The 26675-nt window shown below is 68.2% G+C and carries 25 protein-coding genes; 13 read left to right on the top strand and 12 right to left on the bottom strand.

Annotated features, from left to right (window positions below):
• Positions 1–80: 80 nt before the first annotated feature.
• From ASD28_RS21835 to ASD28_RS21815, 5 genes are read right to left on the bottom strand one after another with little or no spacing between them, the layout of a single operon-like run.
• Positions 81–548, bottom strand: a complete 468-nt coding sequence (locus ASD28_RS21835) for a hypothetical protein (RefSeq protein WP_056133223.1) — start codon at positions 546–548, stop codon at positions 81–83.
• The gene (locus ASD28_RS21830) at positions 545–1399 is read right to left on the bottom strand and encodes a prepilin-type N-terminal cleavage/methylation domain-containing protein (RefSeq protein WP_056133221.1); all 855 of its coding nucleotides are present in this window, start codon (positions 1397–1399) and stop codon (positions 545–547) included. Before ASD28_RS21830 ends, ASD28_RS21835 begins: the two co-directional genes overlap by 4 nt.
• Entirely contained in the window at positions 1396–1851 is a 456-nt protein-coding gene (locus ASD28_RS21825) for a prepilin-type N-terminal cleavage/methylation domain-containing protein (protein WP_160410449.1), read from the bottom strand. The genes ASD28_RS21830 and ASD28_RS21825 overlap by 4 nt, the downstream gene beginning before the upstream one ends.
• Complete coding sequence (locus tag ASD28_RS32320) at positions 1841–2329, bottom strand: prepilin-type N-terminal cleavage/methylation domain-containing protein (protein WP_056133216.1); 489 nt, start codon at positions 2327–2329, stop codon at positions 1841–1843. The genes ASD28_RS21825 and ASD28_RS32320 overlap by 11 nt, the downstream gene beginning before the upstream one ends.
• Positions 2326–5256: a DUF6701 domain-containing protein gene (locus tag ASD28_RS21815; RefSeq protein WP_160410448.1), complete on the bottom strand. Its 2931-nt coding sequence runs from the start codon at positions 5254–5256 to the stop codon at positions 2326–2328. The genes ASD28_RS32320 and ASD28_RS21815 overlap by 4 nt, the downstream gene beginning before the upstream one ends.
• A 270-nt stretch (positions 5257–5526) precedes the next feature.
• Here ASD28_RS21815 and ASD28_RS21810 point away from each other — a divergent pair, with 270 nt between their 5' ends.
• The 5 genes from ASD28_RS21810 (at position 5527) to ASD28_RS21790 (ending at position 11498) form a co-directional block, all read left to right on the top strand.
• Positions 5527–7695, top strand: a complete 2169-nt coding sequence (locus ASD28_RS21810) for a TonB-dependent siderophore receptor (protein WP_056133210.1) — start codon at positions 5527–5529, stop codon at positions 7693–7695.
• A gap of 81 nt (positions 7696–7776) precedes the next feature.
• Positions 7777–8166, top strand: coding sequence for a hypothetical protein (locus tag ASD28_RS21805; protein ID WP_156403669.1), 390 nt, complete (start codon positions 7777–7779; stop codon positions 8164–8166).
• Positions 8167–8247: 81 nt separating this feature from the next.
• Positions 8248–9138 carry an RNA polymerase sigma factor SigJ gene (sigJ, locus tag ASD28_RS21800; RefSeq protein WP_307168964.1) on the top strand — a complete coding sequence of 297 codons (891 nt, stop codon included), beginning with the start codon at positions 8248–8250 and terminating at the stop codon, positions 9136–9138.
• A 199-nt stretch (positions 9139–9337) separates the two neighbouring features.
• Positions 9338–10633 (top strand): GGDEF domain-containing protein, encoded by a 1296-nt coding sequence (locus ASD28_RS21795; RefSeq protein WP_229411949.1) that lies wholly within the window; start codon positions 9338–9340, stop codon positions 10631–10633.
• Between the two features lie 136 nt (positions 10634–10769).
• Positions 10770–11498 carry a DNA-binding protein gene (locus tag ASD28_RS21790; RefSeq protein ID WP_056133198.1) on the top strand — a complete coding sequence of 243 codons (729 nt, stop codon included), beginning with the start codon at positions 10770–10772 and terminating at the stop codon, positions 11496–11498.
• A 9-nt stretch (positions 11499–11507) separates the two neighbouring features.
• Here ASD28_RS21790 and ASD28_RS21785 read toward each other — a convergent pair whose 3' ends face one another.
• The gene (locus ASD28_RS21785; RefSeq protein ID WP_056133195.1) at positions 11508–11975 is read right to left on the bottom strand and encodes an Lrp/AsnC family transcriptional regulator; all 468 of its coding nucleotides are present in this window, start codon (positions 11973–11975) and stop codon (positions 11508–11510) included.
• A 284-nt stretch (positions 11976–12259) separates the two neighbouring features.
• Here ASD28_RS21785 and ASD28_RS21780 point away from each other — a divergent pair, with 284 nt between their 5' ends.
• Entirely contained in the window at positions 12260–13126 is an 867-nt protein-coding gene (locus tag ASD28_RS21780) for a DMT family transporter (protein WP_056133192.1), read from the top strand.
• On the opposite strand, the gene ASD28_RS21775 is transcribed toward ASD28_RS21780, so the two are convergent.
• Positions 13123–15435, bottom strand: coding sequence for a GH92 family glycosyl hydrolase (locus ASD28_RS21775; RefSeq protein ID WP_056133189.1), 2313 nt, complete (start codon positions 15433–15435; stop codon positions 13123–13125). The genes ASD28_RS21780 and ASD28_RS21775 overlap by 4 nt on opposite strands.
• Before the next feature lie 112 nt (positions 15436–15547).
• On the opposite strand from ASD28_RS21775, the gene bla reads away from it, so the two are divergent.
• Together bla and ASD28_RS21765 are read left to right on the top strand one after the other, a co-directional pair.
• The gene (gene bla, locus ASD28_RS21770) at positions 15548–16414 is read left to right on the top strand and encodes a class A beta-lactamase (RefSeq protein ID WP_056133186.1); all 867 of its coding nucleotides are present in this window, start codon (positions 15548–15550) and stop codon (positions 16412–16414) included.
• Complete coding sequence (locus tag ASD28_RS21765) at positions 16414–16896, top strand: GNAT family N-acetyltransferase (RefSeq protein WP_200948763.1); 483 nt, start codon at positions 16414–16416, stop codon at positions 16894–16896. The genes bla and ASD28_RS21765 overlap by 1 nt, the downstream gene beginning before the upstream one ends.
• Here the strand turns inward: ASD28_RS21765 and ASD28_RS21760 are convergent.
• Entirely contained in the window at positions 16888–17343 is a 456-nt protein-coding gene (locus tag ASD28_RS21760; RefSeq protein ID WP_056133183.1) for a hypothetical protein, read from the bottom strand. The two genes, ASD28_RS21765 and ASD28_RS21760, sit on opposite strands and share 9 nt — an antisense overlap.
• A gap of 173 nt (positions 17344–17516) precedes the next feature.
• Between ASD28_RS21760 and ASD28_RS21755 the strand changes: the two genes are divergently transcribed.
• The 4 genes from ASD28_RS21755 to ASD28_RS21740 all read left to right on the top strand — a co-directional run bounded on the left by ASD28_RS21755 (position 17517) and on the right by ASD28_RS21740 (position 22797).
• Positions 17517–18101, top strand: coding sequence for an NAD(P)H-dependent oxidoreductase (locus ASD28_RS21755; protein WP_056133591.1), 585 nt, complete (start codon positions 17517–17519; stop codon positions 18099–18101).
• A gap of 126 nt (positions 18102–18227) precedes the next feature.
• Positions 18228–19493, top strand: coding sequence for a YaiO family outer membrane beta-barrel protein (locus tag ASD28_RS21750; RefSeq protein ID WP_229412413.1), 1266 nt, complete (start codon positions 18228–18230; stop codon positions 19491–19493).
• Positions 19487–21862, top strand: a complete 2376-nt coding sequence (locus ASD28_RS21745; protein WP_056133177.1) for an LTA synthase family protein — start codon at positions 19487–19489, stop codon at positions 21860–21862. Before ASD28_RS21750 ends, ASD28_RS21745 begins: the two co-directional genes overlap by 7 nt.
• A complete protein-coding gene (locus ASD28_RS21740) occupies positions 21859–22797 on the top strand; it encodes a hypothetical protein (RefSeq protein ID WP_056133175.1) in 939 nt (312 codons plus the stop codon). The genes ASD28_RS21745 and ASD28_RS21740 overlap by 4 nt, the downstream gene beginning before the upstream one ends.
• On the opposite strand, the gene ASD28_RS21735 is transcribed toward ASD28_RS21740, so the two are convergent.
• From ASD28_RS21735 to ASD28_RS21725, 3 genes are all read right to left on the bottom strand, one after another.
• Positions 22794–23228, bottom strand: coding sequence for a universal stress protein (locus tag ASD28_RS21735; protein WP_056133170.1), 435 nt, complete (start codon positions 23226–23228; stop codon positions 22794–22796). The genes ASD28_RS21740 and ASD28_RS21735 overlap by 4 nt on opposite strands.
• Before the next feature lie 2 nt (positions 23229–23230).
• The gene (locus tag ASD28_RS21730; protein ID WP_056133167.1) at positions 23231–23689 is read right to left on the bottom strand and encodes a universal stress protein; all 459 of its coding nucleotides are present in this window, start codon (positions 23687–23689) and stop codon (positions 23231–23233) included.
• Between the two features lie 72 nt (positions 23690–23761).
• A complete protein-coding gene (locus tag ASD28_RS21725; RefSeq protein ID WP_056133163.1) occupies positions 23762–24592 on the bottom strand; it encodes a MaoC family dehydratase in 831 nt (276 codons plus the stop codon).
• Positions 24593–24723: 131 nt separating this feature from the next.
• On the opposite strand from ASD28_RS21725, the gene ASD28_RS21720 reads away from it, so the two are divergent.
• Positions 24724–25851 (top strand): branched-chain amino acid ABC transporter substrate-binding protein, encoded by a 1128-nt coding sequence (locus tag ASD28_RS21720; RefSeq protein ID WP_056133160.1) that lies wholly within the window; start codon positions 24724–24726, stop codon positions 25849–25851.
• On the opposite strand, the gene ASD28_RS21715 is transcribed toward ASD28_RS21720, so the two are convergent.
• Entirely contained in the window at positions 25841–26449 is a 609-nt protein-coding gene (locus ASD28_RS21715) for a TetR/AcrR family transcriptional regulator (protein WP_056133157.1), read from the bottom strand. The genes ASD28_RS21720 and ASD28_RS21715 overlap by 11 nt on opposite strands.
• Positions 26450–26675 lie beyond the last annotated feature (226 nt).

Raw genomic sequence — 26675 nt, 5'->3', positions numbered from 1 at the left:
CTCGATGCGGCGGGTGCGGGCGTCGGTCAGCAACGTGTCCAGGGCGGTGAGCGAGAGCGGGGCGCGGGGAAGCATGGGCTTCAGTAGCAGTCCGTGCCGTCGGAGGCGACGCAGATCGACGCGGTGCGCTTGCGCTCGACGTAGTCCGGGTTCGCCACGTCCGCGTCGGTGCCCGGGCAGACGCTGCCGTTGCAGGCCGTCGCGGTCAGCTCGAAGATGACCTTTTTCACCGTTTTCCCATCCGCCCCGAGCCCCTCGTCATACGTCTGCGTGGCGCATCCCACGTTCACCGTGAAGCCGGTGTCCGTCCTGAAGTCCGGCACGGTCTTCACGGTATCGCACGTCGCGTCCTTGGCTTTCAATTTGTAGAACGCCCATTCAAGCCCCGTGCGCGCGGCGAGGCTCGCGCGGGTGCCGAGGAAGGACTGGTTGACGGTGACCTGCTCCGTCTCCGACAGACGCAGCACGGCCAGCGCGAAGCTGGCCAGCACGACGAGGAAGATGATGGCCGCGATGTATGCGAACCCGCCCGCGCGCCGGGCCGTCATGGCGTGTTCTCCACGTGGGCGCCCATCGTCAGCCGGGCCGATTCGCCGCCTTCGGCCAGGCCGAGCCGCAGCTGCAGGTAGCCGCTTTGCTGGGTGGCGCCCTGGCTTTCGCGGTACAGGAAGTTGCAGTCGCTGACCTTCGCGACGAGGATCGCGCCAGTCGCCGGACAGGTCTTCGCCGGCGTCGTGCTCGGTGTGTAGCCGGTGACGCGGTAGATCACGCCGGTGCCCGTCCCGGCGCCGTCCGTGCCTTGCCGGGTGCACGTGTAGGTCACGGCCCGCTCGAGCTTCGGGATGACGACGAAACGGCCCCCCTCGTAGCCGGCCGGCAGCGTCGCCGGCGCGGCGAGGGTCACCGTATTCCGGCCCTGGGTCGTCGTGGCGGCGTCGGCGATGCTCTTGATGACCCAGCTGTTGGCGGGGTTGTAGACGTCGTTCCCGTTCACGTTGCCGATGAACAGGTAATCGCCTGCATAGCTGGCGTCGATGCGCGTCAGCGTGTCGAACGTATCCGTGGCGGCGTCGCGGGTGAACGGGTTGCCGGCGGCGGCATGCTCGTAGTCCGCCGCCGTGCGGAACCGGCCGCCATCCTTCGTCGGCACGAACTCGATGCACTGGTTTTGCCCATCCGTCCACGTATAGCGCAGCGAATTCGGGACGGCCGTGCGCACTTCCCACAGGATGCGGCGCAGCGCGGTATCGGCCTGGCTCGTGAGGTTCGCGCGCTGGCGGATCGAGAGATAGGACTGCATGGCCGGCCGGATCTGCAGCACGAGCACGCCGGCGATGACGCCGACGATGACCATCACGATGATCAGTTCGACGAGGGTGAAGCCGCGCTGGCGGTTCATGATGGGTTGGTCCTCCAGCCGGTCAGCACGACGGCGCCGGCCCCCGGCATGGACACGGTGACGACGACGCGCAGCGAGTCGGTGCTTGCCGCCACGCCCGCCAGCGCAGCCTGCGTGACCTCCACGACGACGCTGTACCGCTCCAGTCCCGGGATCGCATTGCCTTCGACGTCGGTGATGCCCGTCGTCTTGTAGTTGTTGTAGTCCTGTACGTCGTCGAAGTTGATGCGCACACCGGTGCCCGGTCCCTTCGCGAAGGGTTTCATCAGGATCTCTTCCATCATGTTGTCCGCGATCGATTGCATCTGCTGCACGAGGACGGGATCCACGCTGGACCGCGTCGTGGCCGTGTACACGGCGACCATGCCGCCGAGCGCGACGCCCATGATGACGAGGGCGACGATCAGTTCGACCAGCGTGACGCCGGCGCTGCGCCTCACTTTATTCAACATAGCCGGTCGCGCCTTGTACGGTGATGGTGCGGAAAGTGGTACCGCCGTTGACGGCGCCCGTGACGGACAGGCTGCCCGCCCAGGCGGCCGCGCCGCCGATGTCCGTCGTGATGCGGCCGTCCGGCTGGAAGTACAGGGTGGCCGGCAGGCTGCCGGTCGTGACCGTGAGCGCGCTGTCGCTCGTCGCATAGTCGTCGTCACCGACGCCGTTCAGCGCGATCCAGCCGTTGTTGCTGCCGTTCACGCGCAGCACGACGGCCTTCGGCCCGACGTTCGCGGACACGACGCGCCGGTGCCCCATCGCAATCTTCTGCGCGCGGCGCAGGCCGCTGACGACCTGGTCGCCGAACACGGCCGCTTCCGCCGACTTGTCGCCCGTCAGGCGCGGGATGCCGATGGCGGCCAGCGCGGCGATGATGATCATCACCACGACCAGCTCGACGATCGTGAAGCCGCCGCGACGGGCAGGGCGTGTCATCGGAACACCTCGCGCGTGTGGATGATGCGCTTCGTCTCCGGCGCGTAGACGCCGAACGTGGCCAGCGCGGACGGGTCGACGCTGCCGGCGGCGGCGCAGGAAGCGTCGGGGCTGCGCAGGAAGGCGAGGGCGGCGCCGGTGCTGGTCGTCATGCCCGCGCCCCGGCTGGCGTAGCAGGACGTGTTGGCGGCCGTCGTCCCCAGGTTGAGCGCGAACGGCACGCTGACGTGGGCGGCGACGTTGGGCGTCAACGTGAGGTCGGCCTTGCCGCCCGTGAATGCCGGCGACAGCGTGGACGCGAGCGTGAGACCCGGCACGGCCGTCCCCGTCGACACGATGCCGGCCGGCAGGGCGGTGGTGGAGTCCTCGGCGTTCACCATCCACATCTGGCCCGTGTAGTACTCGATCGACACGGGAATCCTCAGCAGGGTCCCGGCGGGGCCGAACCGGCTGGGCAGGCGGATGCGGCCGCTGCGGACCAGCAGCGTCGGTTCGGCACCGGCCGTGGCGGGAAGCGCCGACGAGCTGGCGGGGTATTGTTCGGCGGGCAGATCCTCGGTCGCGCGCACGCGCAGGCGGGTCTGCGCCGTCGGCAATTTCGTGAAGGTGTAGCTGCCGGCCCATGTGGCGACGCCGGCCTTGAAGTCCGCTGCCCGCAACTGCGCCTTGCCCGCGAGGTCGGTAACCAGGTAGCCGGGCGAGCGGCTGAAGGCGCCGCCGGCCGCCAGCGCGCTGCCGTCGGCGTTCAGGCCCGTGAACACGACGTCGCGCGCATTCGTGGTGTCGTAGTTCTGCGTGACGCCGTTCTGCAGGTTGCGCGCGGTGACCGTCAGCCTGATCGCGGGTTCGCCGGAATAGTATTGCGCCAGCGTGCCGCCGTAGAAGGCGGAGGTGCGCTTCCAGTCGGTATCCGTGTCGAACGTGAAGTAGGCCGGGCTGAACGTGCCGACGCCGCCGGCGCATCCCGTGGTGGCGCTGCCGGTCGCCGCGGTGGCGGGCAGCAGGCCCGTTCCCAGGTAGCCGGCGCCGTTGGCGAGCGATGCGACGAGGTCGATGCGGCCCGTTTCGCTCCACGTGGCCTTGAGCGTCTGCACGCCGGCAAGGATGGACGAAGGCGTCTGCGCGAGCAGGCCGTTGCCGTTGCTGGGCTGGCACGTCACCGGCGCCAGCTTCGCGCTCTCCGCGATCTGCTCGCGGCCGAAGTTCCGGGTCACGGCCGGGGTGGACGCGGCATTCAGGGCCGTCACCGTCGCCGTAAACTCCTTGCCCGCCACGTAAGGGACATTGGCGTTCGCCAGCGCGAGCGTGAACGCCTTGGGCACGAACGTCGCCTTGACGTTCGCCGACGGCGGGCTGCCGGCGCCGCTGTCGGTCGCCTTGACGGTCACCTCACCGGCGTCCGCGTATTGCAGCGGCACGCTCGCCTTGCCTTCCTCGTTGAAGGTGAGCTTGACGGTCGCGCCGGTGCCGTCGCAAGCCGCCGCGGCGTTCTGGCCGCTGTTAAGAGGGATATCTTTCAGTCGGACGGGCAGCGTACCGCTCGCCGGATTGCTGTAGGCGCAGGTGAAATTGATGTTGCGATCCACGTTGTTGAACAGCGGCACGCACGTATTCTGTTTCGCGTCGTAGCGCACGGCTGCCATCGTGAGCTGCGGGGGCGAGGGGGCCTCCGCGTAGGCGGCGTCGGCGCTCATCGTCATCGTGTACGCGGAACTGGCCACGGCGACCTTGCAGTCGGCGGCCTGGCTCGTGTCCGTGCGGACGCACGTGGTGGCGTTGGCCGTCGTCGCGCCGGACACGCCCAGGGTGAACGTGCCGGCCTGGGTCCAGCTCACGGCCGCCTTCACGCTGCCGGACGTGGGGATCGCCACGGACTGGCCGGTCGGGGCCAGCGTCACGGTGGCGCCGCCCCCGTACGTGGCGGTGCACGCCTGGTTGGCGCAGGCGGTGATCGTCACCGACGACGGCGCGCACACGCTGCCCGCCGGGTTGTAGTTGATGAGGAAGTGATCCAGCGCTACAACATTGCCCTGGCAGCGCGGTCCCATGGACGTGTTCACGTCGTAACCGCTGCCGTTCTGTACGCAGTCGCACTTGCCGGTGGTGGTGCCGCCCGAGCAGTAGATCGTCTTCGTCACGCGGCCGTGCCAGTTGAAGATGCCGCTGTCGATCGTCGCATTGCCGTAGATGGTCGCCTCGGACGAATCGAGCGTCAGCGTGCCGGCGGTCACGTCGCCCGTGACGCTGTCGGACGATCCCAGCTGCAGCGACGTCCTGGCCGTGATGTTGCCCTGGACGGAGGTGTTGGACGGCATCAGCCGGACGACGGGCGCCGTCACGTCGCCCTTGACCGTGCTGCCGGACGCCAGCGTGAACGAATTCGTCGCGACGATGTCGCCGGTCAGGGTGACGGGCGAGTTCGTGGTGATCGTCGCACCGCTGATCGGGCCGTTGATCGTCGCATGCGAGGCGACGTTGACGGTGCCGGTGGCCGTGATGCTGCCCGTGAGGTTGAGTGTGGAACCGGTGCCCAGGTTGGCCGTGACGGCCTGGATGTTCGCCGTCAGCGTCTGGTTCTGCGCGCCCACGCTGAACACGTCGCCCGCGATCAGCGTGCCGCCCGTGATCTTGAGGTTGTTCGTGGCGACGCCGCCGATGTTCAGGTCGCCTGTGCTCATCAGGACGGCGCTGCCGCTCATCGTGAGGCCGTGGTTGTAGCCGAACGTGGTGTCGGCCGTGATCTTCACCGTATAGCCGCTGGCGATCACCATGCTGTCGTCCCCGGCCGGCAGCGGCAGGCTGGGGCAGGTATAGACGGCGCCGGACAGCGTGCAGTTGCTCACGGGGCTGCCGCCGCCGAACGTGTAGAGGTTGCCGGCGGATGCGGGGCCGCCTGCCGCGGACAGCATCAGGACAAGCAGCAACAAATAAAGTCGGCGCAGGAACATGTCTCGGCGATTATATCTTGGCAGAACACGTATTTCGTCAAATCAATACTGCATGAGGGCCGCCTGCCACACCGGCCCGCGCGAAGCGTTTCAGGAAGAGGGCGTCCGGGTCATTTTCGCGGGTCCCGATGGTGCGATGCAAAAGTGACAAACGCCGCAATTCCGGATAGCATAATTCGTTAGTCTCTCGAACTATTCGATCCGAACGCTGCCACGCCCGCGCGTATTGACGCAATCCTCTGCCCACTCATGATGTCGCCCACACCTCTTTGCCTCGCCATCGCCGCCGCGCTGTCCTGTCCCGCCGCCGCGTTCGCACAATCCACCCAGCCGGCCGACAAGGGCAAGGCCCAGGACAAGCCGGTGCAAAAGGTGGAAGTGAAGGGCTCGGCCAGCACCTACGACCCGCGCCGCGACGACACGGCCAGCAAGACCGTGCTGTCGGCCGAGGAGATCCGCAAATACGGCGACGACAACATCTTCGACGTGTTGAAGCGCGCACCGGGCGTCACCGTCACCGATAAATCGATCAAGATGCGGGGCCTGGGCGCCGGCTACACGCAGATTCTCGTCAACGGCGACCGCCCGCCGCCCGGCTTTTCGCTGGACGCCCTGATGCCGGACCAGATCGAGCGCATCGAAGTGATCCGCGCCGCCAGCGCCGAGTATTCGATGCAGGCCATCGCGGGCACCATCAACATCGTGCTGCGCAAGGTCGTCAGCAAGCCGCAGCGCGACCTGCGCCTGAACGCGACGCGTTCGCCGTTGCAGCGCAGCGGCACGATGGGCGGCACCTGGGGCGACAAGGTCGGCACCCTGTCGTACTTCGTCAACGGCTCGCTGTTCGGCGGCCACAACGAGTTTCATTCGCGCGGCGCGGACCAGCTGTCGCTGCCGGACGGCACGCTGGCGCAGTCGCGCCTGACCCGCTACGACGGCGGCGGCGCCTACCGCGGCGGCGTCCTGTTCCCGCGCCTGAACTGGAAGATCGACGCGGACAACGAACTGAACCTGTCGGCCGGCCTGCAGGCGAGCAGCCATGCGTGGTCCGGCTTCTCGCACAACGAGAATCTCGCCGGGTCGTTCGGCAATCCGGACTGGATCGACATGCCGGGCCGCACGTCGGGCGACCAGTGGATGATGCGGGGCGAGATCGGCTGGGTCGCGAAGGTGGCCGGCGGCAAGCTGGACGTGAGCCTGGCGGGGGAGCGCAGCCGCGACGAGAACGACAACGACACGGATTATTATTCGGCAGGCCGCGCGCACCACCTGCTGCGCGACTGGGACACCGTGTATCGTCCGCGCCGCATGTCGTTCCGCGGCAAGTTTGCGCGCTCGCTGTTCGACGGCCATGCGCTCGTGACGGGCATCGATGCGAGCCGCCAGCGCAACGAGGACTCGCGCGACCGCGTCGACCAGCAGGACGGCGCGCCCGCCACGCACGTGGTCGAGGCCTACGAGCCGCAGGTCACGCGCCTGGCCGGCTATGTGCAGGACGAGTGGAGCATCACGAAGCAGTGGTCGATGTACCTGGGCGGGCGCTGGGAAGGCGTGGAGACCGAGAGTACGGGGACGAACGTGCCCGTTACGACGTCGCGCAGCCACGTGCTGAGCCCCGTCGCGCAGACCTTGTACAAATTCCCCGACAAGAGCGGCCGCCAGGTGCGCCTCGCGCTCACGCGCACGTACAAGGCACCGACCGTCGACCAGCTGACGGCGCGGCGCTACCTGTCCGCGCTGAACACGCGTTTCGCGCCCGATTCCAGCGGCAATCCGGGCCTGAAGCCGGAGCTGGCGAACGGCGTCGACGTCGCGTTCGAGCAGTACTGGGCAGACGGGGCGATGGTGTCCGTGAGCGGCACGCAGCGCCTGATCAGCGACTATATCCGCACGCGCCTGGACCTCGATCCGGACGGCCGCTGGATCTATCGCCCGCTGAACGACGGCGACGCGCGCGTGCATTCGCTCGAGGCCGAAGTGAAACTGCCGCTGCGCATGCTGAACGCGGCCGCCGCCGGCTTCGACATGCGCGCGAGCGTGACGCGCAACTGGTCGGAAGTATCGACCGTGCCCGGCCCCGACAACCGCCTCGACGGGCAGACGCCGATGTCGGCCAACGTCGGCCTCGACTACCGCCGCGATCGCCTCAGCTTCGGCGCCAGCATGGCGTACCAGCAGGGTGGCTGGGTGCGCGTGTCGGACGCGCAGATCCGGCACGCGCACACGCGGCGCGACGTCGACGCGTATGCCGCGTGGAAGCTCGATCCGCACTTGCAGCTGCGCTTCACGCTCAACAATATCCTGGGCATGGACGGCGAGTCGGAAAGCGTCTACGAAGACGCGGGCGGGCTGTCGCGCCAGGCCAGCTGGCAGCAGGGCGCCACGCGCGTGGGGGTGAATCTCGAGCTGAAGATGTGACGAGGAAACGAATGTTCCACCCGTTACGGTTTGGTACAAATTCCAAACGTACAGATGAGTTACGGCGGTTAGCATTGCCGCATGAACTTTACTTTTTCGTCATTGGAGCACGGAACCTGTGTCGTCAAGCTGTGGGCGACGGGCCGTTACGGGTTTTCCCTGCCGAAGAAAGTCGACATCACGACGCCCGCCGGGGCGACGTGTACGTTCCTCTACATTAACAAGGTTGAAAAGCGGGTCAGCATGAAGGCGGAGCCCGGCAACCGGATGATCGTCCGCATCGCCATCGGCGCCTTCCTCGCCGGCGTACCGCCGGACGGCAGCACGGTCGAGATCGATCCCGACATGCCGCCGTATGCCGGCAAACTCACGCCGGTGCGGCTGGACGCGCCGCGCGCACCGATGCGGGTGCGGCCGGGAAAGTCGCATGCCCGCACCCGGCTGGATGCCGAGTGCGGGACGCCACCCTGACAGATCGGGGGGTTATGCCGCAGCGCTGACGGCGCGTACAATCGGCGGTCACAAAACGCGTGCCTCATCCGTCTAATGGATATGGATACCCAGACCGCCACGCCGCTCGACGATTTCGTCCGCCTCCGCCCCCGCCTGTTCGGGATCGCCTACCGTATGCTGGGCGTGCGCGCCGACGCCGAGGACATCGTCCAGGAAGCCTGGCTGCGCTGGCAGAACGGCGGCAGCCTGGAAGCGCGCACGCCGGAAGCGTGGCTCGTCACCGTCGTCACCCGGCTCTCGATCGACCGGCTGCGCGGTGCGCTGACGGAGCGCGAACGTTACGTCGGCCCGTGGCTGCCCGAGCCGCTGGTGGAAGACACGGCGGCGTCGCCGGAAAGCGCCCTGGAAGCGGCGGGCGACCTCTCGACGGCCTTCTTGCTGATGCTCGAACGGCTGGCGCCGGAAGAGCGCGCCGTGTTCCTGCTGCACCAGGTGTTCGATTTCGATTACGCCGAGGTCGCGGCGATGGTCGGCAAGACGGAAGCGGCCTGCCGCAAGGTGCTGCAGCGGGCACGCGAGCGGGTGCGGGCGGAACGGCCCCGGTTCGCCGTCAACCGCGAGCTGCACCTGGAATTGCTGGGGCGCTTCGTGCAGGCGGCCCGTTCGGCCGACCCGGCCCAGGTGCAGGCGCTGCTGGCAGCGGACGCCACGTTCACGGGCGACGGCGGCGGCAAGGTCAAGACGACCGTCAGGCAGGTGGTCGGCGCCGACCGCGTGGGCCGCCTCGTCGCGGGCATCGAACGCAAGTGGTCGAACGCCGACACGCGCCACGACATCATCACCGTCAACGGGGCGCCGGGCGTGCTGACCTGGCGCAACGGCATGCCGGATGCGATCACCTCGATCCACATCGAGGACGGCCGTATCGCCGCCATCTATGTCGTACGCAACCCGGACAAGCTGGGCGGACTGGCCGGCCTGCGTGCCTGATCAGCATCTTTTTGTCAGCGCGCAACATACTTTCCTGATAACACTCAGAGGAAGCTCAGATAGTCAAAAAAAAACCCGGTTTCTTACTTATGCATGGCGCAAACGGAGGTATGCTGGCGGTCGGCGCAACGCTACCATGGTCAACTCTTCGAAGGCGCGTAACCAGATGGCAGGGCATACTTCGTTGTACAGGAATCATGTGTTGTTCTTGTCGCACAGCTTCTTCATCAAGGACAACCAGGCCGAGTTGCAGTTGCACGCGCATAAGTACGACTTCGACATCCGCTTCTTCCATGAGCTGAGCGAATTCGTGACGGCGGTCGAACGCGATGCGGCCGACAGCCTGTACGTGGTCGACCTCGACGCGCTGCACAACATGCAGTCCGACCTGCGCGATGCGCGCAAGACGCTGCTGCTGGGCGAATTGCTGCAGCGGCTGCCCGCTGACCACCGCTACGTCTACCTGCAAAGCGTGCGCCAGGGCAGCCGGTTCCTGCTGCAGCAACGGCTCGTCGACAGCAACTGCCTCGCCTACGCCGAAAAACCGATCGCGAACGACGTCCTCGTCGACAAGCTGTTCAACCTGTTCGTGCAACAGAAACGCGGCGACCTCGTGCGCGTGGCAATGCTGGGCGCGCCGCCGGGCTGGGACGAGGCGGCGCTGCGCGCACAGCGGCTGGACATCGTCTACCACACCGATCCGCAAACGCTGCACCTGCGTGTCAAGGACTTGCAGCCGGATATCGTACTGATCACGGACGCGGAATACGAACGGACGGAAGCCGTCGTGCGCGTGCTCAAGCGCAATATCGAAGCCGATCCCGTGCGCGAGATCACCTTGCTGCAACGCCGCGCCGACCCGGCGCTGGCGCGGCGCGCGCTGGACAGCGGCTTCGATGCGCTGCTCGCGATGGACGACGCCGAGCTGCTCGCGCGCCAGTTGCTCAACCGGGCCGCCAAGATCCGCATCAACCGCGACCTGATCGGCAAGGACCGCGCGACGGGCCTGCTCAACAAGATCGGCCTGCAGCAAAAGGCGCAGGCGCTGATCTGCCGCGCCGCGCTGGAAAACCGGCCGCTGTGCTTCGGCGTCATCGACATCGACAAGTTCAAGACCATCAACGATACCTGGGGCCATTATTTTGGCGACATCGTCATCAAGCGTTTGTCCTTGACGCTGGCGGCGCGCATGGAAGAGGGCGACCTGCTGAGCCGCTTCGGCGGCGAGGAGTTCGTCGTCGTGTTCTGGGATTGCCCGCTGGAGCAGGGCTGGCACCGGCTCGACGCGCTGCGCCAGGCATTCGGCGCCATCGCGTTCGAGGTCAAGCCGGGCGACGTGCGCCACTTCTCGTTCAGCGGCGGCCTGGCCGCCTATCCGGACGGACGCAGCGAGAACGAATTGTTCCTGCGCGCCGACGCGATGCTGTACGAAGCGAAGCAGGGCGGGCGCAACCAGATCCGCCCGATGGCCGCGCCCGTCGCACAAACAGGCTGAATTCTTACCAACTGTGAAATGGTTTGCCGGCCGACGCGTCCGGCGCGCAACACTCTTGCGCTGATTGCTGCCGAATTTCTCTACGGGAAGTATCATACGCACTCCCGAAATCCAACGAAGCAGGAGTCAAGACCTTATGGCAGGCCAAGAAGTCACATTCGACGACGTTGCGCGCGCAGCCGAGAGTTTGCAGGAGGATGGCGAAGCCGTAACCATCGAAGCGGTGCAGGACTTCCTCGGCGAGGGTTCGCCGAACGCCATCTTCAAGCACCTGGCCGCGTGGCGTGCGGCGAACGTCAAGCCGAAGGCGCCCCCGACGGCCGAGCTGCCGCCGGAATTGCTGGCCGGTCTGGCGGATTGGGCCCTGAAGTTCGCGGAGCAGGCCGGCGCCGGCGACCGCGAAGCGCTGGAACGCAACGAGGCGGACATCGAAGCCTTGCGCTCGGCCGGCGAAGCGCTGGAAGGCGAACGCGATGCGTTGCGCGAGGAAATGGCGAGCGCCACGGCGGCGTCCGAGGAAGCCATCGCCGAACGCGACGAAACCATCGAACGCCTGAACGCCGAACTCAAGAATGCGCGCCAGGTCGCGATGGATGCCCTCGTCAGCAAGGCGAAGGACCAGCTCGCGATCGACGGCAAGGAACAGCAACTGACGCAGCTGCGCCAGGAACTGGAGCGCAAGGTGGCCGACATGGCCGCCGAATCGGACGCGCGCCTGCGCGCCGAGATGGAACTCGTGGGCGCGACGACCGCGCGCGACAGCCTGGCGTCCGAGCTGGACGACCTGCGTGCGAAGCTCGACAAGTCGACCGCCGAGCGCAGCAAGCTGCGGGCCGAACTGACCGAGTTGAAATCGAAGAAGTAACGTCTGGTCTCAGGGTGACACGGACGGGGTGCGTTTCAGGCAGCGCAAGGTAAACGTCGACCGCGTCCGCGTCACCCCCGGCAGCTTGTACAGTTTCTGCCGCAGGAATTTCTCGTAGCCTTCCGTGCCCGCCACGGCGACCTTGATCAGGTAGTCGTACTCCCCCGACAGCAGATACGCCTCCATCACCTCCGGCAACTCGGCCAGGGCGTCCTGGAACGCCTTGAAGATCTCGTCGTCGTGGCGGTCCACCGTCACCTCGATGATCACCGTGTCCGGCATGCCCAGCGCCCGCTGGTCCAGCATTGCGACGTAGCCCGTAATAAAACCCGATTCTTCCAGCGCTTTGACGCGGTGCCAGCAAGGCGTCGGCGACAGGTGCACCGTTTCGGCCAGTTTCTGGTTACTGATGCGCCCGTCGCGGCTGAGCGTGCGCAGGATCTGGCGGTCGATCTCGTCCAGCTGGCCGTCTTTCATCGCAGTGCTTCCTTCGTAGATTCTAGATAACGCCGGAGATTTTATCTTCTATTTCGTATTTCTGCAGAAGACCCTTGCGGAAATGGCCGTGTTATCGCTATCGAATAGAAGCACATTCTGCGCGTGCTCCCTTACCATGGCGCTATCCTTTATTGCGGCGCAACATCGCTTACCCGGCAATGTCCGCGTCCGCCGCCTTTCGTTCAGGAGCCCTCGTGTCGAATGCAGTGTCACGGGCGGGCGCCGGCTACCGGAGTGATCCCTTCGCAGCCGAACTGCCGCTCATGCTGATCACTCCCGCGCTGTTCGCAGCGAACCTCGTCGTTGCCCGCTGGGCGCAGGGCGCGGGGATCCCGCCCGTCTTCCTCGCCTTCGGGCGCTGGATGCTGGCGTTCCTGATCCTGCTGCCGTCGTGCGGACCGCGCCTGTGGGCGCTGCGCGGCCTGCTCCGCGCCAACTGGCAGCGCGTCCTGCTGCTGGCCGGCCTCGGCATGGGCCTCTCCGTCGCACCGCAATACGTCGGCGCGCGCCATACGAGCGCGGCCAACGTCGGCATCATCTTCGCCGCCTGCCCGGCGCTCGTGACCCTGATCGAAACGCTCGTGTGGAAGGCGCCGCTGTCGCGCCGCCAGGCCGGCGGCATGTTCCTGGCGATTCTCGGCGTGCTGGTCGTGCTGGCCAAGGGCGACGTGACGGCGCTGGGCCAGCTGGAATTCGGCCGCGGCGACCTGTGGGTCGTGCTGGCCGCGTGCGGCTGGTCGTTCTACACCGTCTTCAACAAGCGCCTGCCGCTGCCGCCGCTGCCGTCCACGGTGAAGCTGGCCGCGCTGATCGGCGGCGGCGCGCTCGTGCTGGCGCCGTTCGCCGCGTTCGAAGCGGCCAGCGGCACCGTCGCCGACTTCGCCGACGGCCGCCTGTACGCGGCGCTCGCGTTCCTCGCCGTCGTGCCTAGCCTCGGCGCGTACTTCTTCTTCGACCGCCTCGTGGCCGCGGCCGGCCCGGCCCGTGCGAGCCTGACCGTGTACCTGATCCCGCTGTTCGCGACTATCGCGGCGTGGCCGCTGCTGAAGGAGCCGCCGCACCTGTACCACGCGGCCGGTTTCGCCGTCATCCTGGCCGGCGTCGCCGTCGCCAGCATGCGCCGCCGCTAATACGCCGTCTGCGTGTAAGGGCGCGCGGCCGGCGCCTTGCCCCAGTCCCTGTTCGGCGTGGCCTGCATCCGGAACACGAGTTCCCCGCCCGCCACGATCTCATCGTGGCGCAGCACGCTGCGCGCGAGCGGCTTGCCGTTCAACGTCACGCTGCCCACGTACGGGTTCGCGTCCGACAAACCCTCGGTGCGGATGGTGAAGCGCTTCCCGTTCGGCAGGTTCAACGCCGCGCGCTCGACGAACGGCCGCCCGATCACGTACTCGTTGCTGCCCGGCGCGACGGGATAGAAGCCCAGCGCCGTGAACACGAACCAGGCCGACATCTGGCCCAGGTCGTCGTTGCCTGCGAGGCCGTCCGGCGTGTCCTTGTACTGGCTCTTCACGATCTGCGCGAGGCGCGCCTGCGTCTTCCATGGCGCGCCCGCGTAGTTGTACAGGTAGGCCACGTGGTGCGACGGCTCGTTGCCGTGCGCGTAGTGGCCGATCAGGCCGGAAATGTCTTCCATGTGCGCGTACACGGTCGGGTCGATCTTCGCGTCGAACACCTGGTCGATCTTGTCGATCAGCCCGGCGTCACCGCCGAGCAGCTTCACGAGGCCCGCGTTATCGTGCGGCATATACCAGGAATACTGCCACGCGCTGCCTTCCGTGTAATCGCTGCCGAAGTTCGAGCGCACCGGGTCGAACGGCTCGCGATACTTTCCATCCGATGTCTTCGCGCGCACGAAGCCCGTCTTCGGATCGAACACGTTGCGCCAGTTCTGCGCGCGCTTGTAGTAACGGTCGGCCACGTCGCGCCGGCCCATCCTGTCGGCCATGCGCGCGATGGTCCAGTCGTCGAACGCATATTCGACCGTCTTCGACGCCGCTTCCGGCTCGAGGTCGATCGGCACATAGCCCAGCTTCATGTAGTACTGCAGGCCGCCGTACGGGCCATACTCCGCGCTGGCCGTCATCGCGCGCAGGGCCTCGTCGGCATCGAAACCCTTCAGGCCCTTCATGTACGCGTCGGCGATGACGGGCACCGCGTGGTAGCCGATCATGCACCAGGTCTCCAGGCCGGCGAACTGCCACACGGGCAGGATGCCGTACGGGCTCGCTTTCTGCGATTCGACCAGCGAACGCACGAAGTCGACGTTGCGCTTCTCCGGCTGGATCAGCGTCAGCAGCGGGTGCAGCGCGCGGTACGTGTCCCACAGGGAGAACGTGGAGTGGAAGCGGAAGCCCTGCGCCGCATGCACCTGGTTGTCCGGTCCGCGGTATTTGCCGTCCGCGTCCATGAACAGGCTCGGTGCCAGCAGCGCGTGGTACAGGCTCGTGTAGGCCATGCGCTTCATCGGCTGCGGCGCGTCGATGTCGACGGCGCCCAGGGCGTCTTCCCACGCGTCGTGCGCGCGCCGGCGCTCGGCATCGAAGTCCCAGCCCGGCATCTCCGCGAGGTTGGCGAGCGCGCCGTCCTCGTTGACGCCCGACACGGCGACCTTCACGAGCACCGTGCCGTCGGCGGGCGTGCCGAAGCCGAACGTGCCCTCCAGTGCCTTGCCTTCGACGAGGACCTTGTCGGCCGGCGCCTTGCCGGGCGCCGCGAAGCCCCGGTATTCGACGCCTTCCTCGCGGTTCATCAACTGGTGCGCGACGATCGGCCGCGAGAAGCGGATCGCGAAGTACAGCTGGCGGCCCGGCGCCCAGCCGCGCGTCTCGCGCATGCCCGTGACCGTGTCGTTGCCGCGCAGGCGTACGCGCGACCAGAGATTCTTGCCGGACCAGTCGTAGATGCTGGACCGCAGGTCGAGGATCACATTGGCCTGGGCGCCCGGCTTGAAGCGGTAGCGGTGCAGGCCCACGCGCTCGCTCGCCGTCAGCTCCACGTCGACGTCGTTGTCCAGCAGTTTCACCGCGTAATAGCCCGGCTCCGCGCGCTCGTCCTTGTGCGAAAAGCGCGAGCGGTAGCCGCTGAACGGGCGCTCGGGACAGCCCGGTTCCAGTTTCACCTCGCCGCCGGTCGGCATCAGCAGCACGTCGCCCAGGTCCGAGTGGCCGGCGCCGGAAAAATGCGTGTGCGAGAAGCCGAGGATGGAATCGTCCTCGTAGCGGTAGCCGGCGGCCCACGGATAGCTCTGGCGGAAGTGGCGCACCTGTGTGTCGGGACTGAGCTGCACCATGCCGAACGGGCGGGTCGCGCCGGGGAACGTGTGGCCGTCGCCGCCGGTGCCGATGAAGACGTCGACGTTGTCCGTGCGGTTGGCCGCGTGGGCGGGCGCACCCGCGCAGAGTGCCGCGATGGCGAGGGGCAGGATGGCCTTGTGCATGTCGTCTCCAGTCGTGTGCCTGCAAACCTGAACCATATCGCGAAACTTTGCGAAGCGGCAACCGGAACGTCTTGCGGCATAATGACGGCCCCGTCCACCATCAGGAGATCCCATGACCGACACGACACGCCGCACCGTCCTGCGCGCCGCGCTGATCCTTCCCGCGATCGGGCTGCCCGGCGCCGTCCACGCCGCCGCTGACGCCACGCAGGCGCTGGCCGGCCTCGAACGCCGCGCCGGCGGCCGCCTCGGCGTCGCCGCCTGGCGCCGCGGCGGGGCCGACGTCATCGCGTGGCGCGGCGACGAGCGCTTCCCGTTCTGCAGCACGGCCAAGGTGATGGTCGTCGGGACCGTGCTGACGCTGGCGGCGCGCACACCGGCGCTCCTCGACGAGCGCGTGCGCTACAAGAAGGCGGACCTGGTGTCGTGGTCCCCCGTGACGGAACAACACGTCGACGACGGCATGACGATCGCGGACCTGTGCGCCGCCGCACTGCAGGTGAGCGACAACAGCGCATGCAACCTGCTGCTCGACCGGATCGGCGGCCCGGCGGCCGTCACGGCGTTCGCGCGCCGCATCGGCGACACGGCGTTCCGCCTCGACCGCCGCGAGACCGAACTGAATGCCGCGATCCCCGGCGACCCGCGCGACACGACGACGCCGCGCGCGATGGCGCGGAGCCTGGAAGCGCTGCTGCTCGAGGAAGCGCTCGCACCGGACGCAAGGCGCCGCCTGCTCGACTGGATGCTCGCCAACACGACGGGCAAGGAGCGCATCCAGGCCGGCTTCCCGGCCGATTGCCGCGTGGCCGACAAAACGGGCACGGGCGCCCACGGCACGACCAACGACGTCGGCCTCGTGTTCCCGCCGCAGGGCCAGCCCGTGATCGTGGCCGTCTACTACACGGGTTCGAAAAGCGACAGCAAGGTCGTCGCCGACGCCGCGGCGATCGTCGCGCGGGCGCTGGGGACCGCCTGATGCGGATGGCCCCGATGGCGGAGGCCGACCTGGACGCCGTGCTGGCCGTGCAGGCCGCGTGCTATCCGCCGGCCATGCAGGAAGCGGCGGACGTCGTCCGGGCGCGCCTGCGCGCGAGCCCCGACACGGTGCTCGTTGCGCGCGACGCCGACGGCATCTGCGCGTACCTGTTCGCGTATCCGTCGCGGCTCGGCAAGGTGACGCCGCTCGGCGGCCATTTCACGCTGCCGGACACGCCGGATACGCTGTACCTGCACGACCTCGCCGTGGCACCGCGGGCGGGCGGGCAGGGTGTCGCGCGCCGATTGGTGGACACGCTGCTCGCGCGGGCCGCCGGCCTGCGCCACTCCGCGCTCGTGTCCGTGCAGGACTCGCGCCGGTTCTGGGAAAGCCTCGGCTATGCGGCCGCGGCCGGCGACGGCGTCGCGCTGGCCACGTATCCGGCTGGCGCGCTGTATATGGCGAGGCGGCTGTCAGCGTGAGGACGGGCGGCGCGTGGCCACGTGCAGCGTGGCGCGCGCCGCGTGTCCGCGGGCCCGCACCTCGGCCGGACGGGCCGCCACCGTGAGCGCCAGCTCGCCGGACAGGCGGTGCAGGTCCAGCACGTCCACCAGCGCGGACAGCACCTGGCGGCCCAGCATGTGGTCGCCCCGCTCGACCTCCGGCAGCACGTGGTGCAGCGCGGACAGCACGACGGCGTTTTCCTCGCGGTGCTCGTGCAGGTGCGTGTAGCCCAGGGTCTCCATGATCAGCTCTTCGTGCCGGAAGGCCGCCTCGACGGCCGCGACGAGCGTCGCGAAACCGTGTGCGACCATGTCGTCGGGGCCGGACACGATGTCGCCGATGCGCCGGCACAGCATCTTGCGGCCATGCCGCAGCGCGGCGCAGATGGCGCGTGGACGGCTCGGTCTGGCACGGGTGGCGGGCATCTCCGCTCCTTGGAGTAAGAATTTTCTTAGACTTCCGATAGCACGAAAAAATCCCTGTGGATTGATATCTCGCAACGTAGCAATGTTGTGTTCGGTTAGCCTGATTGAGGGAATACAGATCGAAGGCGAAAAATGAGCGCTGTACAAGTCGAACGAGAGCATGGCGGTTGCTGATGGGGGCACGCATTCTATTGATCCAGGGCCATCCCGATTGCCACCGCCCGCACCTGTGCCATGCGCTGGCCGAGGCGTACGTGGACGGCGCGCGCGATGCGGGGCATGAAGTCGAGGTCGTCGAGCCGGCGCGGATGAACTTCCCCCTGCTGACCAGCCCGTCCGAGTGGTGGCACGGCTCGGCGCCGCCGCAACTGGCGGCCGTGCAGGAGGCGATCCAGCACGCGGACCACCTCGTGTTCGTGTACCCGCTGTGGATGGGCGACATGCCCGCGCTGATGCGCGGCTTCCTGGAGCACGTCACGCGGCCCGGCGTCTTCATGGACGACCCGCACCGGCCGTTCGGCGCCGGCCTGCTGGGCGGACGCAGCGCGCGGCTCGTCGTCAGCATGGGCATGCCGGCGGCCGTCTACCGGTGGGGCTACGGCGGCTACGGCATCAAGATGATGCGCCGGCAAATCCTCGGCCGGGCCGGTATCCGGCCCGTGCGCGCGACGCTGGTCGGGCGCGCCCATTCCCTGTCGGCCGAGCGCATCGACATCTGGCGCGACCACCTGCGCCGGCTGGGCGGCTCGGCGGCCTGATCAGGGTAGCAAGCGATTTGCGTGTTTTGTGCGACATCCGGGAAGCGTCGGGCGTGCTCTCCTTGACGCTCCCCTCTGGAGACGGCAAAGTTGTAGCACGGCAGCATTTAACATTGCTGCTCACTTTTGCCACTTTTTCTTGCCCAGATGCCCGTCGCCTCCCAGCTGCCTCCATCGCTTCCATCGCCTTCATCCGTTTCCGCCCCCGCCCGGCCGGCCGCGACCCCCACCTTCGATGACGCCTACGCCCGGGCGCGCGCCCTCGCCAACGATGGCCAGCCCGAGCTGGCGCTGGCCGCCTACGACGCGCTGCTCGCGCGCTCGCCGGGCAACGTCGACGTGCTGCTCGGCCGCGGCATCGTGTATGCCCGCCTCGGACGGTGGCAGGAGGCCGAGCGCGACCTGCGCGCCGCCGCCACGGCGTCGCCGACGTATGCGGACGTTTGGTCCGCGCTCGGCAACACCTATGCCTGGAGCGACCAGCCAGAGCAGGCGGTCGATGCGTACACCCGCCTGATCGCATTGCAGCCGCAGGATGCGGCCGCGTACGTCGCGCGCGGCCGCGTCCTGCGCGCGCTGGGTCGCAATGCCGAGGCCCGCATGGACCTCGACAAGGCCAAAGCGCTGGGCGGCGGCGGCGCTGTGTTCGACGCGCTGGCGGCCGCGCTGCAGCCGCGCGCCGGCAATCCCGACGCCACGATCGCGGCCGGCTATACGTGGGCGGCGAGCCTGTCGTCGAGCTGGACCGACGTCGGCACGGGCCCGCGCTGGAACGACCAGGTGGCCGGCATCCGCCATTACACGAAAGCCGGCTCGCTCGGTGTCGAGACGCTGCGCGCGCACCGCTTCGGCCTGCACGACTACGCGTGGGCGCTGGACGGCTATGCGAACCTGTGGTCCGGCGCGTATGCCAACCTGCGCTACCAGCGCGGCGCCGCGGCGCGCCTGTTCCCCGCGAACTCGGGACGCGCGGAGCTGTATCAGTCGCTCGGCAAAGGCTGGGAGGCGTCGGTCAGCGACGACGTGCTCGGTTTCGCGGCGCGCGTGAACATCTACGGCGTCAGCATCGCCAAATACACGGGCGACTGGTACGTCCAGCTGCGCCACCAGAACATCGTGTCGGCGGGCTCGCACGGTACCGGCGAACGCCTGCTGGCGCGCTGGTATTACGCGGGCGATGCCGACACATATGCCGAGGCGACCGTCAACAGCGGCCGCAGCGACGATCCCCTGAGCCTCGTGGGCGGCCAGAGCCGCTCCGGCGGTGGCAGCGCGACCTGGGTGCGCTACTGGACGCCGCAGTGGGGCACGCGCGTGGGCGCTTCCTTCTCGCGCGCGCGCGGCGCCGACAACCAGCGCGGCGTCACGTTCTCCCTGTATCGCCGATGGTAAGCGCGACGCCACCCGCCCGCCGGCACGACGATCCGCCGCCGCGCTTCGCCGGCAAGCTGCTCGCCCGCGTGAAGGGCGCGCTGGCGACGGGACTGGAAACCCTGCCGGCCCTGCTGGCCGGCTGGCTCGTGCTGCGTATTGCGGAGACGATCCACGCGGGCGCCGGCGGCATCGAGGTGTCCGTGCTGTTCGGCCCCGCGCTGGCAAATGACCTGTTGGCGCTGGCCCGTTATGCCTTCGTCTTCCTGCTGGGCGCCGTGCCGCTGGCATTGCTGCCGCGCCGGCGCTGGCGCGTGATGGCGCTCGGCGTGCTGTGGAGCGCGCTGCTGGCGGCGCAGGTGGGCTTGCTGCAATACCACTGGACGGCCGGCGTGCCGCTCGGCGCCGACCTGTTCGGCTATTCGCGCGCGGAGATCGCGACGACGGTCGGGGGCCGCGCGCAGCCCGGCATCGGCCTGCTGGTCGCGTACGTACTTGCGCTGGCCGCATTGGTCGGCGTCCTCGTCGCGAGCTTCCGGCCGTGGTGGCCGCGCGCGCGTGCGCGTGCGGCGCTTGTTGCGGCGCTGCTTAGCATCGGCGCGTACAACCTGCTGCCCGACCACTTCGCGCCGGCCGCCGCCGACACGGAGGCGAGCGTCGACTACCTGCGCAACAAGATGGCGTATTTCACCGACCGCAGCGTGGCCCACGTGGCCGGCGAGCAGGGCACCGACACGCACACGCAGGCGAAGGGCCTTCCGTGGACCGGCAAGGATCCGCGCTATCCGTTCGCCCACGCGGAGCGCACGCCGGACACGCTCGGGCCGCTGATCGACACGAAGCCGGGCGCGCCGCCGAACATCGTGTTCATCATCGTCGAAGGCCTCGGCCGCAGCTTTTCCGGACCCGGCGCCCGCTTCGGCAGCTTCACGCCGTTCCTCGACGAGCTGGCCGGCCGCAGCCTGTATTTCGAAAACTTCCTGGCGGGCCAGGGCCGCACGTTCGGGGTGCTGCCGACCGTGTTCGGTTCGCTGCCGTTCGGCGCCAACGGCATGGCCGCGCTGGGCGAGCGGATGCCGCGCCACGCCTCGCTCCTGTCGATCCTGAAAGACCAGGGCTACCACCTGGAGTACGCGAGCGGGTCGAACCTCGAGTTCGACAACCAGGGCCTGTTCCTGCGCCGCGAAGGCGTCGACGACTTCATCAGCGAGACCGACTACAAGCCGCCTTACCAGCGCAGCAACTACTGGGGCTACGACGACCGCGCGCTGATGGAGACGGCCATCGCGCGCCAGCGCGACGACGCGCGGCAACCTTCCGTGCGCATCATCCAGACGACGAGCACGCACGATCCGTTCACGTTCCCGGACAAGCCGATGTATCTGCAGAAGGTGGGCGAGCGCCTGGCCGCGCTCGGCATCGCGGAAGGGGCGAACCCCGCGTACACGGGCCAGCGCGAGGTCTTCGCCAGCATCCTGTTCGCGGACGACGCGCTGCGCCTGTACTTCGAGCAGGCGGCGCAGCTGCCCGGCTACGACAACACGATCTTCATCGTGACGGGCGACCACCGGCTGCCCGAGCTGCCGATGGACACGCGCATCGAGCGCTACCACGTGCCGCTGATCGTGTTCTCGCCGCTGCTGAAGGCGCCGCGCGCCATCAAGGCCGTGTCGTCGCAATTCGACATCGCGCCGTCGCTGCTCGCCTTCCTCGGTCACGGCTACGGCCTGCGCACGCCGGCGCAGGTGACGTGGCTGGGTACCGGTCTCGATACCGAACCGGCGTTCCGCAACCTGCACGTGATCCCGCTGAAGCAGACGAAGACGGAGCTGTCCGACTTCGTGTCCGGTGCCGTGTACCTGGCGCAGGGGCGGCTATTCGCGCTGGCCGACGGCATGCGCCTGGACCGCGCGGCCGACGAAGAGGCGCTCGCGCGGGCCCGCGCCCAGTTCGACGCCTTCTTCGTCGCGAACCGCCAGGCCGGCAGCGCCGCCGCGCTCGAACCCGCGCCGGCCGCGCTGGCGTCCTGGCACGAGGACGGCCGCAAGCTGCGCAGCGTGGACCTCGCGGCGGAAGCGGACCAGGTCGCCGTGAACGACCTGCGCCGCGGCGCGGGCGGCAGCATCGAGGCGACCATCGTCAACCAGGGCACGACGACGTCGGGCGCGTTCGTGCCGCTGCTCGTCATCAGCGACGCGGGCGGCCTGGAACTGGGCGAGACGGCCGGCGAGATCCAGACCCTGGCACCCGGCGCGTCCGTGAAGGTCGCGCTGAGGGCGAAGCTGGGCCGTCTCCCGCACGGCAAGTATTTTGTCTCGATGATCCCGTCGCACCCGGAAACGGGGCGCTCGATCGGGATCGGGCAGTACCACGTGGAGATGCCGCTGTGACGGCGCGCCGGTGGACCGCCGCGCTGCTGCTGGCGCTATCGACGCTGCCGCTCGCGCATGCGGGCGATACGAGGGCCGGTCCGCGCGCGATCTGGATCTGGGAAGGCGAGTCGTACGCCATGCTGGAAGACGACGCGGCCGCGCGCACCGCCATCGCGTTCCTGAAGGACAAGGCGATCGCCACGGCCTACGTGTACGCCGACGCGTACGAAGGGCGCAACCTGATCGCCGCGCAGCCGGCGCGCTACCGGACGCTCATCCGGCGCATGCACGCGGCCGGGCTGAAGGTGCAGGCGCTGCTGGGGTCAGGCTATCTGCACACGGAACGCTACCTGCTGCCCGAGCACCGCCGGGCCGCGCAGGCGATGCTGCAGCGGGTACTGGACTACAACGCGGCCGCCGCGCCCGACGAGCGTTTCGACGGCATCAGCCTCGACATCGAGCCGCACATCCTCGATGCGTGGAGCACCCGCAAGATGGAATTGCTGGGCGATTTCCTCGACATGTCGGACGCGCTGATGCGCCAGAAGAATGCGGTGGCGCCGAACCTGCCGATGGGCCCCGCGATCCCGTTCTGGTACGACGGCATGTCGATCGAGTGGAAGGGCAAGCGCAAGCCGATGAACGAGCACGTTCAGGACCTGTACGACACCGTCGCGCTGATGGATTACCGCGACCATGCGGCGGGCGCCGACGGCATCGTCAGCCATGCGCGCGACGAACTCGATTACGGCGCGAAGACCGGCAAGCCCGTCGTCATCGGCGTGGAGACGATGCCGAACGCCATCCGCAAGGTGTCGTTCCACCACCTGCGGGAAGGGGACATGGAGCGCGAATTGGCGGAAACGGCGCGCGCCGTGGGCGCCGCGCCGTCCTTCGGCGGCTTCGCGATCCACCATTACGGCGCGTACCGGCGCTGGCTCGGGATCGACTAGCGCACCACCAGTACCGGGATATCGCAGTGGATCAGCACCCGCTGCGTCTCGCTGCCCAGCAGCCGCGCGGCCATGCCGTGGCGGCCGTGCGAGGCCATCACGATCACGTCGCAGCCGCGTGCGCGCACCGTCGCGATGATGCCTTCCCACGGCGGGCCGGGCGGCGCCAGCACCGTCTCGCACGGCACGCCGGCCTCGGTGGCGCGCCGCACGACATAGTCGAGCGCGTCGCGGCCCTGGCGGTCGGCCTCGGCGCGCCAGGCGTCGTAGAACGGGCCGCCGATGTCGCCCGTCGCGAGCAGCGGCGACTCGCCCGCCACGTGCACGCCGACGATCGTGCCGCCGCCCAGTTTAGCCAGTCCCAGCGCGGACCCGAGGGCGGCGGCGCCCCGTTCGGTGCCGTCGACGGGGACGAGGATGCGCTTGTACACGGTTACTTCCTCCCGGAAGCGCGGGGTCGCATGACCATCACGGGCACGTGGGCGTCGGCCAGCACTTTCTGCGTCACGCTGCCGGCCAGCAGCCGCGACAGCCCGCGCCGGCCGTGCGAGCCCATGAAGATCAGGTCGCAGGCGTGGCTGTCGGCCGTCGCAAGGATGGCGTCGGCCGGCGAGTAGTCGAGCACGGCCAGCGAGGTGCATTTTACGCCGGCCGCCTCGGCGGCATTGGCGACCTTGCGCGCGTGTTCCCTGGCGGCGGCCAGCAGGACGGCGTCGTCGAGGCCGGGGTCGATGGCCATCGCGGCTTCCGCCGACGCGATGGGCGGTTGCGGCTGGCCGACGGCGAGCACGACGACTTCGCTGCCATGGGCGCGCGCGAAGGCGATGGCGGCCTGCTCGGCGGCGGCGGAGACGTCGGAACCGTCCGTGGGGACGAGGATACGGTCATACATGATTGCCTCCTGAGAGTCCGGTGGGGACGATCTCAGGATGGCGAATCTATCAAGCAGTTTCTTTGATCTATATCAAATGGTCCGGAAACTTCCTTCCGCCACGATGCGCCCGCCGCCCCCGACGGCGAAGCTGCCGGCCGCGAGGTCGGCGCCGAGCACCAGTTCGCTGCCGAGCGCGGCCGGCGCCCGGAAGCGGCCTTCCAGCGCGAGGATGCGCCGGCCGCACGCCTGTTCCAGCTCGGCGCACGCGCGCGCCAGCGTGTGCATGCCATGGACGATCGGGCGCTTCATGCCCATCAGGCGCGCGCTCCACGTCCACAGGTGGATCGGGTTCCAGTCGCCCGAGATGCGGGCGTAGGCGCGGCCGGTATTGCGGGGCAGGCGCCATCCCGTCAGCACGGGCAGGTCGCGCGCTTCCTGGCGGCGTTTCCTGCCGGCCTGGCCGCGCACGACGAGGTAGGTGCTGCGGCACGTAAAAATGTCGGTGCCCTGCTGGCGCGCGACGGTGTCCAGCTCTGCATACACGGCGCCGTTCTCGGCCGGCGGCCGGATGTTGACGGTCGTCGACAGCACGAGCGGCATGTCGCGTAGTGGCTCGGACAGCGCCCGGAGGGCGTTTTCCGTGTGCACGGTGCCGGGCAGGCGGAACGGGAACGCGTCGTCCAGCATCGTCGCCACGTGGGCGCGCTGGGCCAGCAGGTAGTAATAGGTGACGGGGATGCCGTCGTCGCGGAAGCCGAGGGCCTGGCGGTAGCGCCGCAGCTGGTTCGAATCGATGCTGTCGAGCACGTATGCGGTGCGCGGGGTGCGCACGCCGTTCAGGCGGCGCGGGCGTTTGAACAGGGCGCGCAGCAGGGTGGCGGCGCCCAGTGAGGGAAGCGGTGACGGAGAGTCGGCTGTCATCGTGGACTTCGGAAAACCAAAATCCCATTGTGCCTGAAATTCTGGGTTCCTTTGCAAGACTTGTGAAATCGGCTCATCCGCGCTACCCTAGCGTATTGGTATAAAGAATCGCAGTTTTAGATGAGGATGGAATGAAGAAGCAAGCGTTGTTGGTGTTGGCACTGTCCGCGGCGGGTGTCGCCACGGCCCAGGAGACCGTGAAGATCGGCCATGTGGCGTCGATGACGGGACCGGTGGCCCATTTCGGCAAGGACAGCGAAAACGGCGTGCGCATGGCGATCGACGCGCTGAACGCGCGCGGCGCCACGATCGGCGGCAAGAAGGTGAAATGGGTGCTCGTGCCGGAGGACGATGCGGGCGACCCGAAGGCGGCGACCACCGCGGCACAGAAGCTGGCGGATGCGAAAGTGAACGCCGTGATCGGCCACGAGACGTCCGGCACGACGATCCCGGCCGCGAAGATCTACAACGACGCGGGCATCCCGCAGATCTCGCCGTCGGCCACGAATCCGAAGTACACGCAGCTGGGCTACAACACGGCGTTCCGTGTCGTCGCGAACGACATCCAGCTGGGCCGCGCGCTGGGCCGCTACGCCGTCACGACGATGGGCGCGAAGCGCATCGCCGTCATCGACGACCGTACCGCCTACGGCCAGGGCCTCGTCACGGAATTCACGAACAGCCTGCGCCAGCAGGGCGTGAAGCCGGTCGCGCGTGAATTCACGAACGACAAGGCGACGGACTTCGCCGCCATCCTGACGCGTATCCGCGCCGGCAACCCGGACCTCGTGTTCTTCGGCGGCATGAACGCCGTGGCGGGCCCGATGCTGCGCCAGATGAAACAGCTGGGCATCAACGCGAAGATGATGGGCGGCGACGGCATCTGCTCGGACGCCATGCAGCCATTGTCGGGCAATACGATGACGGATGGCCAGGTCGTGTGCGCGGAAGCGGGCGGCGTGGAAGAGAAGGGCAAGGCCGGCATGGACAAGTTCCGCGCCGACTATAAAAAGCGCTTCGGCATCGACGTGCAGATCATCGCGCCGTATTCGTACGACGCCGTGCTGGCGATCGCAGCGGCGATGGACAAGGCGGGATCGAGTGCGCCGGCGAGATACCTGCCGGAGCTGGCGAAGGTCCGCTATCCGGGCGTTACCGGCACCATCGCGTTCGACGCCCACGGCGACATCCGCGACGGCGTGCTGACCCTGTACACGTTCAAGGGCGGCCACCGCACCCCGATCGGCGTCACGAAGTAACGCTAGTCCGCGCGGGTGCGCGCATCAACTCGTCCACCAGCCGGCGGGTGGCCTGCAGCACCTGCTCGGACACGGCCGGGTTGCCCTTGGCGGCGCCGCGCGCCACCGCGAGACTGCCGATCATCGTGGACACGACGACCATCGCGCGGGCGAGGGCGTCGCTGCCCGGTTCGTTCTGCGCGATCTGGCGCTCGAACGCGCGCACCATCACCATATAGCCCTCGGCGAAGCGGGCGCTGAGCGCGTTGTCCTGGCGCCCGATCTCGCTGGCCGACGCCGCCATCGCGCAGCGGTTGCCGAAGTCGTCGCGCGACTCCAGCGACAGGTAGCGGTCGAGGAAACGCGCGAGGTCGGGCATGCCGTCCACCGTGCCCGAATACATGCGCGAATTGGCCTGATCGAGGCCATACGACAGGGCTTCCAGCGCCAGCTCGTCCTTCGACCGGAAATGGGCATACAGCGCCCCGTGGGTGAGACCCGCCTCCTTGCTGATCTCGGCGACCCCGACGCCGTCGATGCCGCGTTCGCGGAACAGTTTGCTCGCCGCGCGGATCAATGCGGCCCGGTTGTCTGCGGCCTTCTCTTTGCTGATTCTCATGCTGTGCGTGTGGTGCAGGAAGCGCGCCGCGTTGGCTGGGCGGCGCGATTCGATAGGATGAAATTATGATTGTGCTTGCGAGTATATCGCTTCGCGGGCAGCGCTGCGCGTAGCGAAATTGTTGACATTGGCACGGGCGACGGGGAATGCACCATCCTGGTGAATGGGGGCTGAAGTTACATTTCGTTCGCCACGTTCAGCCGGGCGAGCCGGTCGCGCGAATGCT

It is taken from the genome of Massilia sp. Root133, assembly GCF_001426525.1.
GTDB lineage: Bacteria > Pseudomonadota > Gammaproteobacteria > Burkholderiales > Burkholderiaceae_D > Telluria > Telluria orientalis.
Note: the sequence above shows the minus strand (reverse complement) of the source record. Positions and strands in the feature narration are given on the sequence as shown.